General features: G+C 70.7%; 12 protein-coding genes. 6 read left to right on the top strand and 6 right to left on the bottom strand.

From position 1 onward, the window contains the following. Positions 1 to 15 precede the first annotated feature (15 nt). Positions 16 to 696 (bottom strand): molybdenum cofactor guanylyltransferase, encoded by a 681-nt coding sequence (mobA, locus tag ACZ5KW_RS06805; RefSeq protein WP_343778633.1) that lies wholly within the window; start codon positions 694 to 696, stop codon positions 16 to 18. A 162-nt stretch (positions 697 to 858) separates the two neighbouring features. Here mobA and pdxS point away from each other — a divergent pair, with 162 nt between their 5' ends. After that, complete coding sequence (gene pdxS, locus ACZ5KW_RS06800; RefSeq protein WP_343778635.1) at positions 859 to 1,767, top strand: pyridoxal 5'-phosphate synthase lyase subunit PdxS; 909 nt, start codon at positions 859 to 861, stop codon at positions 1,765 to 1,767. A gap of 360 nt (positions 1,768 to 2,127) precedes the next feature. On the opposite strand, the gene ACZ5KW_RS06795 is transcribed toward pdxS, so the two are convergent. From ACZ5KW_RS06795 to ACZ5KW_RS06780, 4 genes are all read right to left on the bottom strand, one after another. After that, complete coding sequence (locus ACZ5KW_RS06795; protein ID WP_343778637.1) at positions 2,128 to 2,601, bottom strand: hypothetical protein; 474 nt, start codon at positions 2,599 to 2,601, stop codon at positions 2,128 to 2,130. 329 nt (positions 2,602 to 2,930) lie between these two features. After that, positions 2,931 to 4,109, bottom strand: a complete 1,179-nt coding sequence (locus ACZ5KW_RS06790) for an ABC transporter permease (RefSeq protein WP_343778639.1) — start codon at positions 4,107 to 4,109, stop codon at positions 2,931 to 2,933. A gap of 13 nt (positions 4,110 to 4,122) precedes the next feature. Continuing rightward, positions 4,123 to 4,983 (bottom strand): ABC transporter ATP-binding protein, encoded by an 861-nt coding sequence (locus ACZ5KW_RS06785; RefSeq protein ID WP_343778642.1) that lies wholly within the window; start codon positions 4,981 to 4,983, stop codon positions 4,123 to 4,125. Then, on the bottom strand, positions 4,980 to 6,404 hold the full coding sequence (locus ACZ5KW_RS06780) for a CARDB domain-containing protein (protein WP_343778645.1): 1,425 nt from the start codon (positions 6,402 to 6,404) through the stop codon (positions 4,980 to 4,982). Before ACZ5KW_RS06780 ends, ACZ5KW_RS06785 begins: the two co-directional genes overlap by 4 nt. Positions 6,405 to 6,663: 259 nt before the next feature. Between ACZ5KW_RS06780 and psmA the strand changes: the two genes are divergently transcribed. From psmA to ACZ5KW_RS06765, 3 genes are all read left to right on the top strand, one after another. Next, entirely contained in the window at positions 6,664 to 7,431 is a 768-nt protein-coding gene (gene psmA / locus ACZ5KW_RS06775; RefSeq protein WP_343778647.1) for an archaeal proteasome endopeptidase complex subunit alpha, read from the top strand. 115 nt (positions 7,432 to 7,546) lie between these two features. Further along, entirely contained in the window at positions 7,547 to 7,945 is a 399-nt protein-coding gene (locus ACZ5KW_RS06770) for a helix-turn-helix domain-containing protein (RefSeq protein WP_343778649.1), read from the top strand. Positions 7,946 to 8,119: 174 nt separating this feature from the next. After that, entirely contained in the window at positions 8,120 to 9,031 is a 912-nt protein-coding gene (locus tag ACZ5KW_RS06765) for an acetamidase/formamidase family protein (protein ID WP_343778651.1), read from the top strand. Between the two features lie 83 nt (positions 9,032 to 9,114). Here the strand turns inward: ACZ5KW_RS06765 and ACZ5KW_RS06760 are convergent, their stop codons facing one another. Next, positions 9,115 to 11,169, bottom strand: a complete 2,055-nt coding sequence (locus ACZ5KW_RS06760; protein ID WP_343778653.1) for a helicase HerA domain-containing protein — start codon at positions 11,167 to 11,169, stop codon at positions 9,115 to 9,117. A gap of 133 nt (positions 11,170 to 11,302) precedes the next feature. Between ACZ5KW_RS06760 and ACZ5KW_RS06755 the strand changes: the two genes are divergently transcribed. Together ACZ5KW_RS06755 and ACZ5KW_RS06750 are read left to right on the top strand one after the other, a co-directional pair. Continuing rightward, positions 11,303 to 11,674 carry a DUF5518 domain-containing protein gene (locus ACZ5KW_RS06755; RefSeq protein ID WP_343778654.1) on the top strand — a complete coding sequence of 124 codons (372 nt, stop codon included), beginning with the start codon at positions 11,303 to 11,305 and terminating at the stop codon, positions 11,672 to 11,674. A gap of 55 nt (positions 11,675 to 11,729) precedes the next feature. After that, positions 11,730 to 12,080 carry a DUF5518 domain-containing protein gene (locus tag ACZ5KW_RS06750; protein WP_343778655.1) on the top strand — a complete coding sequence of 117 codons (351 nt, stop codon included), beginning with the start codon at positions 11,730 to 11,732 and terminating at the stop codon, positions 12,078 to 12,080. The last annotated feature ends 40 nt before the right edge of the window (positions 12,081 to 12,120 follow it).

The following is a 12,120-nucleotide window of genomic DNA, read 5'->3' as shown; positions in this document are numbered from 1 at the left end:
GGTCGGGGGCCGCGCTCAGTCCGCGTCGAGCGCGGCGGCGATCGCTCGTTCGGCCGCCGCGAGCTCCGACTGCGTGTTGACGTTCGTGAAGGTGCGCTCGGTCGTCAGCGACCGGACCGCCTCGTCGTCGAGGACGGCCGCGTCCAGCTGGTCGACCATCGCGAGGATCTTCCGGTCGCCGCGGTCGAGCGCGCGCTCGCAGGCCTCCGCTGCCGGCTCCGTCGCGTACACCGCCTGCGTCGTCTGGTACCAACGGCCGTCGAGTCGTGGGACCGCGGCCTCGGCCGTCGCGGCCGCCTCGCGAAGCGCGGCCGCGAAGGAGGGGTCGACGAACGGCATGTCGCAGGCGACGACGGAGGCGTACGGCTCCGTCGCGGCCCGACAGGCGTTCCCGATCCCCGCGAGCGGTCCCAAGTCCGGCTCGTCGTCCGTCGCCCAGCGGACGGGCAGCGGGACGCCGGAGAGCGCCTCGGCGATCGCCTCGCGCTGGTCTGGTCGACAGCTGACGGCCAGTTCGTCGACGACCGGGTTCCCGCCGGCAGCGCGGTCGGCGCCGGGCGGAACGGGATCGTCGGTCCCCGCGAGCCGGTTCGCCACGCGGCGTATCATGGGCACGCCGGCGACCGGCGCGACCGCCTTGTCGGCGTCGCCGAAGCGCGTCGAGCGCCCGCCGGCGAGGATGGCTCCGGTGGTCACGGCAGACGTTCGGACCGGGAGGGACTTCGCGGTTGCGGTGTCGCCGACCGGGGCGGGCCGGCCCGCGAGTCGGCGGTTCAGCTCGGACGCGTGAACCGCCCGCTCGCCGGGCTATCCCGCCGAAAGCGACCCGTTAAGTGGCCGGCGACCTAACCCATTACTATGCCAGAGGCAACGGATCTGGAGGAGCTGAAGCGAGGGACTGAGCTGGTCAAGCGCGGCTTCGCACAGATGCAGAAAGGCGGCGTCATCATGGACGTCGTCAACCGCGAACAGGCACGCATCGCCGAGGACGCGGGAGCGGTCGCGGTGATGGTGTTGGAACACGTGCCGGCGGACATCCGGAAGCGCGGCGGCGTCGCGCGGATGCCCGACCCGGAACGGGTCCCCGAGATCATCGACGAGGTGTCGATCCCGGTGATGGGCAAGTCCCGGATCGGCCACCGCAAGGAGGCGGAGATCCTGGAGGCGCTCGGCGTCGACATGATCGACGAGTCCGAGGTGCTCACACCCGCCGACGACGAGTACCACACGGACAAGCGCGACTTCACCTCGCCGTTCGTCTGCGGCGCCCGAAACCTCCCCGAGGCGCTCCGCCGCATCCACGAGGGCGCGGCGATGATCCGGACGAAAGGCGAGGCCGGCACGGGGGACGTGAACCAGGCCGTCAAACACCAGCGCACGATCAAAAACCAGATCCGTACCCTCACCGGTCTCAACTACGAGGAGCGCGAGAAGTGGGCCCGCGAACACGGCGCCCCCCGCGACCTCGCCCACGAGACCGCCGAAGCGGGGCGGCTCCCGGTCGTCAACTTCGCGGCCGGCGGCATCGCGACGCCCGCCGACGCCGCGCTGATGATGTACCACGGCTGTGACGGCATCTTCGTCGGCTCGGGCATCTTCGGCGCAGAGGACCCCGCGGCGATGGGCAACGCGGTCGTCGAGGCCGTCAACAACTGGGACGACCCCGAGGAGCTCGCCCGCATCGCCAGCGGCACGGGCAAGGGGATGAAAGGGCAGTCCAACGAGGACATGAAGGAAGAAGAGCAGCTTCAGGGCCGCGGCGTTTAGACGGACGTTCCGACTACATAGCGGTTTTTCTCAGTTGAACTGTGGTGGCGCGTGCCTGCGAGCGGACGCCACCGGCGGCCGCGAGGAGCACGCGCGAGGGAGTCGCGAACGCCCGGAGGGCGTGAGCGACGAGGCTGGGGAGGCGTGAGGTGGGGTTGCGGGGCGGCACTCAAAGGGGCAGTCGCGAGACCGCAGTAGGCGACGCAAGCAGCGCAGCGAGCGCAGCGAGCGAGGAGCGCAACGAGCGAGGAGCGCAACGAGCGAGGAGCGCAACGAGCGTACTGCGGTCTCGCGACTGGGGCTTTGGAGGCGTTCCCGCCGATCTGCGGTCGACTGATCGTAAGCACTCGATCGCGATTATTAGGACTCGTTCGTATGCGTCGACACTCGATTAAGAGCCACCCCTGCCGCGTACCCGGCGAGCCCGGCGACGACAGCGAACTGTAGCCCGAGTCTGACACCGATTTCGATCCCGCCGAGCAGCTCCCCACGCGCTGATTGGTACCCATATCCCATCATTCGCGGATACGAGTACCGGCCCGCGCCCGTCCAGTTACCCGTGAGATAGCCGGCGAGCGGCGGGAACGCGAACCACCAGCAACCGACGAGCCACAGCGAGCCGACGGTCGGGACGAGGCCCGCACCCGCGAACCCCGCCGCGACGGCGATCCCGAGCGCCAGCGCGATCCACCACAGGGAGAGTCCGACGTTCAGTCCGACGGCGAACCCGACGGAGGCGAGCAGGAGGAGGCCCACCACCGCCAGCACGAGTAACCCCCTCGCTGGGGAGGCGCCGACGACGTGCGGCGAGGAGCGCACATTTTCGAGGACCATGCCCGGCAGGTGCGTCGTCACGCTCAAAAGCCGTTTTGGGGATTCAGGAGCCGCTCGGCTACACTCACCTGACCGAAGATCGACGGTGAATACCGCCAAAGCCCCGCCCAGCGACCACACCTCACGCCTCCCCAGCCTCGGCGGACGGCCCGGCCCGGGCGGAGCCGCGCCGGACCGCCGCCGCCACCGGAAATCGAGGATTTCCGAGCCCCCGTTCGCTCCGCTCACGGGGACCTCGCGGTCGGCTCGCGCCCGCCGGGCGCTCGCCGGCGCGCCGTTCGGTGTTTAGATAGTACGAGGTGCTTCGGATTGTCGGCCACCTCGGGGAATCAGCTCCGCAGCGCCTCGACCGGGCGCTCGTTGGCCGCCTTCCACGCCGGGTAGGCGCCGCTGACGATCCCCACGCCGACGCCGAAGACGAGCGCCAAGAGGAGGTAGTAGCCGTTCGTCGGGTCGAGCGCGAGCGCGGCGTCGACCTCCTCGGCGCCGACCACGAGCCCGGCGACCAGCAGGACGGTGAGCAGGGTGCCCGCGGCGGCGCCGACGGCGCCGATGAGCCCGGCCTCCGCGAGCAGGACGCGCAACACGTCGCGGCGGGTGACGCCGACGGCGCGCATCACGCCGATTTCCTGTCTGCGCTCGACGGTGCTCATCAGCATGACGTTGAGGATCGAGACGCCGGCGACGACGAGGGAGATGGCGCCGAGGCCGAGCAGGAACGTCGAGAGCAGTCCGAAGAACTCGTTGATCTCGTCGACCAAGGCGGCCAGCTCGAACAGGTCGACCCGGTCTTCTCGCGCGTTCACCTCCTCGCGGATCGCGTCGGCGGCGATACGCGCCTCCTCGCCCGAGTCGGAGATGACGAGGACCTGCGCGTACCCGTCGGCCGAGAACGCCGACTCCGGGAGGAAGACGGCGTCGTCGGGCGCCACCGGGCTGAACGTCTGGCTCTCGACTAACACGGCGACCACCCGCACCTGCGCCCCCGCGATCCGGACGGTGTCGCCCGCGCCGGCGTCGAGGTCCTCGGCGATGCCCGCGCCGAGGATGGCCCCCTGTCTGTGGCGCTCGGGGAGCCGCCCCTCGGCGGCCTCGTACGCCAGCGCCGGCTCCTCGATCCCGTACACCGTCGCGAACGTCTGGTCGCCCTGCCGCGCGACCGTGGCGCTGTCGGAGTACAGCGGGACGACCGCGGGCTCGCCGACCGCGCGCCGGATCGCCGCCACGTCCGCGTTCGACAGCGACTCCACGCCGGCGTCGGCGTTCGGCGAGACGACGACCTGCGTGCCGATGTCGCCGATGGCGTCGTCGGCGCCGAGCGCCAGCACGTTCCCGAAGATGCCGAGCGCCGCGACCGCGAGCACGCCGATACAGACGCCGAGAACGGCTAACACCGTCCGCACGCGGTTCCGCCGCAGGTTCCGCGACGCCATCGACACCGCGGGGCGCCAGCCCCGCAGCCAGCCGGCGAGACCGTCGCGCCGCGGCGTCGACCGCTCCCGACTCATCCGTCACCCCCCGTCATCTCTCACCGTCCACGTCCGTGGGCGCCGGCCGCTGGCCGCCGCGGCGGGTCCGGCCACCGCGCCGAGTCTCGTCGCCGGGGACGCGGTCCGGACCGAGGCCGTCGCCCCCCTCGTCCGTCGGGATCCCGCCGGTCAACACGCCGTCGGTGAGGTCGACGACGCGGTCGGCGTACTCCTCGACCAGCGGGTCGTGCGTGACCGCGATGACGGCGACGCCCTCCGACTTCACGCGCTCGAACTCCGCGAGGATCGACTCGCCCGTCTCCGTGTCGAGGTTCCCGGTCGGCTCGTCCGCGAGCAGCACGCCCGGCTCGTTGATCAGCGCGCGAGCGATGGCGACGCGCTGCTTCTGGCCGCCGGAGAGCTCGCTCGGCTCGTGGTCGAGCCGGTCGCCGAGCCCGAACCGCGCGAGCAGGTCGGCGGCCCGGTCGGTCGCGTCGCCGGGATCGAACGCGGTCGGCATCGCGACGTTCTCGACGGCCGTCAGCGTCGGCAGCAGGTGGAAGTCCTGAAAGACGAACCCGATCGACTCCTTGCGCGCTCGCGTCCGCTCGGCCACCGAGAGGTTCGTCACGTCGGTCCCGTCGAGCAGGCGCCGGCCCGCGGTGGGGTCGTCGAGCAGCCCGAGAACGTTGAGCAGCGTCGACTTCCCGGAGCCGCTGGGTCCCACCACGGCGACGAACTCCCCGGGCCGGACCGCGAAGTCGACGTGGTCGAGCGCGACGACCGGCTCGGCGCCGCCGCTCGGGTAGCGCTTGACGACGTCCCGGAGCTCGACGGCGTACTCGCCGCCGGCTTCGGCGTCGACCGCGCGGTCGGCTGCGGCTTTCGCGTCCGAGACGGCGTCCCCGGTCACGGCGCCGACCCGTCGCGTCGCCGTCCGGTCGACCCGCCGATACGCCCGGTCCTGACCGCGACGCCGACCGCCCCGGCGAGGCCCACGAGCGCGAGCCCGCTGGCCGCCGCGCCCGCGGCGCCCACGCCGCCGACGCCGATCCGGCCGAGCGTGCCGCCGGCGTCGCTCTCGTCGTCCGACTCCGGCGCCGCCACCGCCAGCGTCTCGGTGTACCGCACGCCGCGCTCGGTGTAGGTGACCCGGATCGGAATCTCATCGGCCACCGAGGCGTTCACCGTCGTTTCGAGTTCGAAGCCGACGAAGTCGCTGGCGCCGAGCGTCCCGACGAAGTACTCGCTCCCCGTCGGCGTCGGCTCGACGCCGGGCGCGTCGCCGACGGAGACGACCGCGCCCGTCATCTCGCCCTCGCCGGCGTTCCCGAGGTTGGCGTCGACGACGACCGCCCCGTCGCCGGTCTCGCGGACCGTCGCGTCCGTCACGGTCGGCGTCGACTCGCGGACCGGGTACGTCACCGTCGACTCCGCGGTGCGGTCGGCCCCGCGGTCGTTCCGCACGTCCGTGTCGGCCCGGAACGCGGCCGTGACCGTCACCGCCGAGCGCCGGTCGAGCGGGCCCAGATCGACGATGACGCGCCGCTCCTCCCCGGGCGCCACGTCCTCGACGACGAACGGCCCGACTGAGACGGTCCGTTCCGCGTCGTCTCCGTCCGCTGCGCCGTCGACCGCGGTTCCGACGGCGCGGAGGCTCACGCGGTCGGCCGTCGTCGTCCCGGTGTTGACGACGGTCACCTCGACGGGCGAGTCGGTTGCGAGGGGCGCCGCCCCGTCTTGGTCGCCGTCGCCCGTGTCGAGTCCGCCGCCACCGCCGAAGATGCCCTGAATACCGCCGATGCCGAGGTCACCGGCGGGGTTCTCGTTCCCGTCGTCGGTCCGGAGGTCCTCGGGGTCGAGCGCACGGGTCCGGAGGTCGAGCGCGACCTCGGTCGGGCGCACCTCGATGACGGTGTCGCGGCTGACGGTCACGAACTCGCCGCTGGTCGACTGGTTCGCGACGGCCTGGACGGTGAGCCGCTTTTCGCCCGGCTCCTCGAAGGTCGTCCAGAGCGTCGCGTCCAGCGAGTCGCCGGCCGAGAGCGCGCCGACGCCCGAGACGCTGTCGAGCACGTCGCCGTCGGCGTTACGGACGCGGACCTCGGTGACGTTCGCCGCCGCGGCGCTGCCGCCGGAGTTCGTGACGGTGACGTTCACCGCCGTCCGCTCGCCGACGGTGGGTTCGCCCGAGGCCACGTCGACCGTCTCGACGGTGATCCGCGCGTCCGGCACCGCCGCCGCGCCGCCGGCCGCGAACGCCCCGCCAACGGTCGCCAACACAGCCAGCACGGCCAGCGAGAGGGCCGTAATTCGTGTGTGCGTCAATGTCATATTCACTAGGCGACCTGCGTGGTTATATCCGTCGGCGGGGGAAGCGAATCGGCCAGCGGCGGGAGCCAGACGGGGGAATCAGCGTCGCGGGCGGGAGAGAGAGTCGGCGCGAGGAGTCGGCGACGGAGACGCGACCGTCGGATCCGGGGCGTCGGTTGCGGTGGGGTCAGGGATGTACCGGTTACGGATGCTTTTTCAACGGCGCGGCGTAAGGAAGGGTAATGAGCGAACGTGACACCGCGCGAGCGGGTGATCGGCGATGATGGGCGGCAACGATCAGCAGGCGTACGACCGCGGTACGTCGCTGTTCTCGCCGGACGGGCGAATCTATCAGGTCGAGTACGCACGCGAGGCGGTCTCGCGCGGCGCGCCGAGCGTCGGCGTTCGGACGACCGACGGCGTCGTCTTCGTCGCGATGTCCCGTCCCTCCTCGTCGCTGATGGAGGCCGAGAGCATCGAGAAGCTCCACAAGCTCGACGACCACGTCGGGACCGCGAGCGCGGGCCACGTCGCCGACGCCCGCCAGCTCATCGACCTCGCGCGCCGCCAGTCGCAGGGGAACCGCCTCCGCTACGGCGAGCCGGTCGGCGTCGAGACGCTGACGAAGTTCATCACCGACCACATCCAGGAGAACACCCAGCGCGGCGGAACGCGACCGTACGGCGCCGCGCTCCTCATCGGCGGCATCGACGACGGCGAGCCGCGCCTGTTCGCCGCCGACCCCTCGGGGACCCCCAACGAGTGGAAGGCGACCGTCATCGGCGGCGGCCGTCAGGAGATCCAGGGCCATCTCGAAGAGGAGTGGACCGACGACCTCTCGTTGGCGGACGGCATCGAACTCGCCGTCGCCGCGCTCGCCGAACACGACGACGAGTTCGAGCCCTCGGACCTCGCGGTCGCGACCGTCACCGAGGACGACGGCTTCCGAACGGTCCCTGTCGACGAGGTCACGACGGCGTTCGAGGCCGCCGGCGTCGGCGACGACGACGAGGACGACGCGGACGCCGAGTCCGACGACGAGGAGTAAAAAGCGATCGGCGGCCGTCCGTGGGCTCCGTCAGGTCCGCGGCCGAAACGGTCGCCTGTGATTGTGCGGTACACACAATGCTTTTGACGGGCGAAACCCTCTAACGACGCGTTAAATGCCCGATTCGATGTCCGAACAGCTCCAACGGGACATGGAGTGTGAGGGGTTACTGGAGTGTTTCCACGGTCTCAAGCAGTTGGACAAGGACTGTTACCAGACGCTGGTGTCGGTCGAGGAGCCGCTCACGATCGACGAGATCGCCGAGCGCGTCGACCGCGAACGCTCGACCGCCTACCGCGCGGTTCAGCGACTGTTGAGCGCCGGGTTCATCCAGAAAGAACAGATCAACTACGACCAGGGGGGCTACTACCACGTGTACAGGCCGACCGACCCGTCGCAGATCGCCGACGACATGCAGCGGATGCTCAACGACTGGTACGCGAAGATGGGCCAGCTCATCGGCGAGTTCGAGGAGAAGTACGACCGCACCGAGCGCGCCGCCGTCGAGAACTGAGTCGGGAACCGGGCACGCACCGCTCTCCGTGTCCCTCCGAGGAGAGAGTCGTCCGCGATCGGCTCGCGCGTTGTTCGAGTTTCTCAAACGTTCGAGGGCCCCGAACGGGCTATCGGGCTCGGCCGGACAGGTCACGGCGGGGACTTTTGTCGCCCGGGGACCGAACGCGAACCGATGCCACGAGAAGTCGTCACACACCGCGACGGCCACGTGTACGAGTTCGCTCCCGAGATGGACCCGGTCTACGAGGCCGCGGACGGCGAATCGCTGACGATCGAGACGATCGACAGCCTGAACGGTGAGATTCAGGAGGAAGGCGACCTGCTCGACGCGATCCCGGAGGAGGTCAACGCCGCGACCGGTCCGATTGCGGTGGGCGGCGCGAGCCCGGGCGACGTCCTCGCGGTCGAAATCGAAGCCGTTCGCGTCACCGAGGAGCACGGCCGCGTCGTCACCACTCCCGGGTTCGGACTCCTCCGAGACGACCCCGAGATCGACCACCCCGCGACGCGGATCACCGAGGTCGACGCCGAGGGTGAGACCGTCGACTTCGACGGACTCGACGTGCCCGTCGAGCCCGTGATCGGGACGATCGGCGTCGCGACCGCCGCGGGGACTATCTCGACGCTCTCGCCGGCCGAGCACGGCGGCAACCTCGACACGACCGACGTGACCGCCGGCACGACCCTCTACTTCCCGGTGTTTCAGGAGGGCGCGATGCTGGCGATGGGCGACTCGAAGGCCGCGATGGCCGACGGGGAGATGTGCGGGACCGGTGCCGAGATCGGCACCGAGATAGACGTGACGCTCTCCGTGATCGAGGACCCGGAGGTCGCGCTCGAACGCCCCCTGCTCGACACCGGCGACGCGGTGAAGACGCTCGCGAGCGCCGAGACGCTCGACGACGCCGTCGAACAGGCGAACAGCGACATGGTGACGCTGTTAGCGCACCACCACGGCGTCACGCGCACCGAGGCGTACCTCCTGTCGAGTCTCGTCGGCGGGCTGGAGATCAGTCAGGTGGTCGATCCGCAGGTGACGGCGCGGAACGCGGTGCCGAGCGATTACGTCTCTGTGCCGTTCTGACACGCCGTGTCGGTGAGAACCGTCCGAGCTCGGTCGGTCGGGCGCCCATGGCGCTGCGACCGGCTACCCCGCCGCTATCGCCGCTAGCGGTCGGACCGCTCGGCGAACCGGCGAGCGGCGTCGCTCAGACCGTCGTCGGTCCGGGCTTCGGTCTCGTCGGACCCGTCGTCGCCCGAGTCGACCGCGCCCTCGTCGAGGACCGCGTCGCCGTCGGCGATCGCGTCGTCCCCTTCGGCCCTCGGTCGGCCGTCGTCGCGCGAGCCGAACGGGGCTGCGGCCTCGCTCGTCGGTTCGGTCACCGCTGACGGGTCGGCGTCCGGCGGATAGCTCAGCTCTGCGGGCGGGACGAAGACGGTCTCGACGGCCCGGACGATCTCGTCGATCTGGGCGTCGTCGAGCCGGTCGGCGTACGCCTCGCGGACCAGGTCCGGGACCGCGTAGGCGTAGTGCCCGCGACCGGCGTGGCGGATGAGCCCCGAGCGCCGGATCGGTCGGTGGCGGCTGTACGCGTGCCCGGAGTCGCCGTCGCCGCCCGCGTCGATGTGGGCGGCGACGGGGTCGCTCGCGCCCTCGCGACGGTAGTGGCGGAGCATCCCGCGCGAGAGTTCCGGGAGCGCCTCGATCCGGGAGCGCAGCTCCTCGATGACGGCCTCACGGGTTCCGAGTTCGATCGCGTCGTCGAACCGGAGGGCGCTCTCCGCCACGTCGTCGCGGGTCACCGGATCGACGTCGTCGACCGGCGGGGCGTCGTCCGGCGCGTCGCCCACTTCGGGGTCCGCTCCCGCTTCCGGAGGCACGTCTCCCTCGTTCGCGCCGGGGTCGAGGTCGGCTCGAGCGCCTCCGGTGTCCTCGGCGGTCTCGCTCGCCGTCGCGGCTTCATCGGTCGGGGCGGTCCCCGTCTCGGCGTCGCCCGCCGTCGCGGCCTCGTCGTCCGCCGACGCGGTTCCGTCGTCCCCCTCGGTCGCGGCGACCGCCTCGTCGTACGACTTGAGCACCGACTGGTCCGCGCCCTCGTCGCCGCCGTCGGCGGGAGGAGTCCGCTCAGCGCCCATGGCGGGTCGGCCACCGCCGCTCCGGTACGGAGCCTCGGCCTTCCCGAGGAGCGCCTGCGCGAACTGGTCGGCCATGTTGCTCAGGTCCCGGGCCTCCTCCAGTTCGTGTTCGAGCTCCTGGATGCGCTGGTCCTTCTTGTCGAGCTCCTGTCTGAGGTCGGCGAGTTCGGACTCGCGGCGCTCCTGCTCGTCGGAGATGGACTGGAGTTCGCCGACGAGGTCGCTCGAGACGGACTTGAGCTCCGGGCGTTCGAAGTCCTCGAGGCCGGGGGTCGCGCCCGCGTCGAACGTCTCCTTGCGGTGGAACTGGATCCGGCGGATCGTCTCGTCCCAGTCGGACATCAGGAACGCCTCGCCGTCGCCTAAGTCCTCGACCGCGCTGGCGTACTTCGACCCGAGGATCCGTCCCACCACCTTCGTGTCGTTGTCCCAGGTGAGGCGGTGCCAGCAGAGCCAGTCGCACTGGGTGATGAAGTCCTTTTTGACGTCGGCCGGGCGCTGGCTGATGCCGACGATGCCGAGGCCGTGTTTCCGGCCGCGCTTGCCGACCTTGATCAGCATCTTCCCCGTCTCGTCCATCCCGCCGCCCTCGGGGATGTACTCGTGGCACTCCTCGACGACGAGCAGGAACGGCTTCTTCAGCCGTTTCTCCTTCGCGAACAGCTGTTTGACGACCTCTAAGAGGAGTTCGTTGGCCGTCTCCTCTTCGAGGTAGCCGGAGACGTCTAAGATGATCGGGACGTTCTGCTCTAAGGCCAGGTTCGCCAGCTTCTCGGCGTGTTCCGGCGAGACGACGATGTCGCACTCGTCGTCGGCGCCGGCGTGGAGGATCTCGTACTCCTCTTTCAGCCCGTAGTACTCCCCGTCCGTGTCGACGATCATCACGGGGAACCCGTTGTCGAGGAGGTTCTCGATGACGACGCTCGCGGTGTTGCTCTTTCCGGAGCCGCTCTTGCCGGTGATAAACGACCGGCCGGTGAGCACGTCGACCACCGGGAGCTCGACCGGCGTGCCCGGTTCCGCCGTCGCGTCGCCGCCGATCCCCTCGCTGACGTCCGCGACGTGGATGGCCTCCTCCTCGCTCATACCCGTGACAGGTACCGCCCGCCTCATAAACCATCGGCTCGAACCGCACGGCGGCCGACCGCGGCCGGACGCGGACGGAGGCGGCGCGTCCTCGTCCACAAGAGGTTTACCGCCGCTGAGACTGCGGGCGGGTATGGACACGGACAACACCCTCCTCAACGCGGTCGTCGGCGCGGTCGCGACCGCGGTGCTCTCGTTCACCGGAATCTCTCCGCTCCTCGGCGGCGCGCTCGCCGGCTACCTACAGGGCAGCGACACCGGGGACGGGCTTCGAGTCGGCGCGATCTCCGGCGCGATCGCGTCGATCCCGGTCGTCGGCCTCCTGCTGCTCGTGCTGTTTTTCCTGCCGTTCCTCGGCCTCTTCGGGTTCCCGCTGGAAGCCGGCATTGCGGCCGGCAGCGTCGTCGTGTTCGGGGCGGTCATCGTGATCGGCGGCGTCGCGTACACCGTCGGGTTGAGCGCGCTCGGCGGGCTGATCGGAGCGTACGCGAACGGAGAGCTGTGAGCCGCGGCGGCGCCTCGCCCAAAGAGGTATCCGGGTGCCGAGAGATCGCTGACGCATGGACACCGAAAACACCTACGTCAACGCGATCCTCGGCGCGATCGCGACGCTCCTGCTCTCGTTTACCGGCATCTCTCCCATCCTCGGCGGCGCCCTAGCGGGGTACCTCGAAGGCGGCGAAACGCGAGACGGGCTCACGGTCGGCGCGATCTCGGGCGCCATCGCGTCGCTGCCGGCGTTCGGCATCCTCCTTCTGGTCCTGTTCCTCGTCCCGGTCGCCCCGGAGCCCGGCGTCGTGATCGGCGGCGGGCTGATCGCCCTCCTGATCATCGCGCTCGTGTTCGCCTACACGATGGCGCTCAGCGCGATCGGGGGCGTCATCGGGGCGTACGCGAAGCGGGAGCTGTAGGGCGCGAACGGGCCGCCGGGGCCCCCCGCGGAGGCCGGGC

Source organism: Halorubrum ejinorense (genome assembly GCF_055389685.1).
The sequence above is the reverse complement of the archived record's forward strand: the minus strand, read 5'-3'. Positions and strand labels throughout refer to the sequence as shown.

Excerpts from the sequence above, each read along its gene's own strand:
- pdxS (WP_343778635.1), top strand. The coding sequence starts at position 859 with ATGCCAGAGGCAACGGATCTGGAGGAGCTGAAGCGAGGGACTGAGCTG.
- ACZ5KW_RS06795 (WP_343778637.1), bottom strand. The coding sequence starts at position 2,601 with ATGGTCCTCGAAAATGTGCGCTCCTCGCCGCACGTCGTCGGCGCCTCC.
- ACZ5KW_RS06790 (WP_343778639.1), bottom strand. The coding sequence starts at position 4,109 with ATGAGTCGGGAGCGGTCGACGCCGCGGCGCGACGGTCTCGCCGGCTGG.
- ACZ5KW_RS06780 (WP_343778645.1), bottom strand. The coding sequence starts at position 6,404 with ATGACATTGACGCACACACGAATTACGGCCCTCTCGCTGGCCGTGCTG.
- psmA (WP_343778647.1), top strand. The coding sequence starts at position 6,664 with ATGATGGGCGGCAACGATCAGCAGGCGTACGACCGCGGTACGTCGCTG.
- ACZ5KW_RS06770 (WP_343778649.1), top strand. The coding sequence starts at position 7,547 with ATGCCCGATTCGATGTCCGAACAGCTCCAACGGGACATGGAGTGTGAG.
- ACZ5KW_RS06765 (WP_343778651.1), top strand. The coding sequence starts at position 8,120 with ATGCCACGAGAAGTCGTCACACACCGCGACGGCCACGTGTACGAGTTC.
- ACZ5KW_RS06760 (WP_343778653.1), bottom strand. The coding sequence starts at position 11,169 with ATGAGCGAGGAGGAGGCCATCCACGTCGCGGACGTCAGCGAGGGGATC.
- ACZ5KW_RS06755 (WP_343778654.1), top strand. The coding sequence starts at position 11,303 with ATGGACACGGACAACACCCTCCTCAACGCGGTCGTCGGCGCGGTCGCG.
- ACZ5KW_RS06750 (WP_343778655.1), top strand. The coding sequence starts at position 11,730 with ATGGACACCGAAAACACCTACGTCAACGCGATCCTCGGCGCGATCGCG.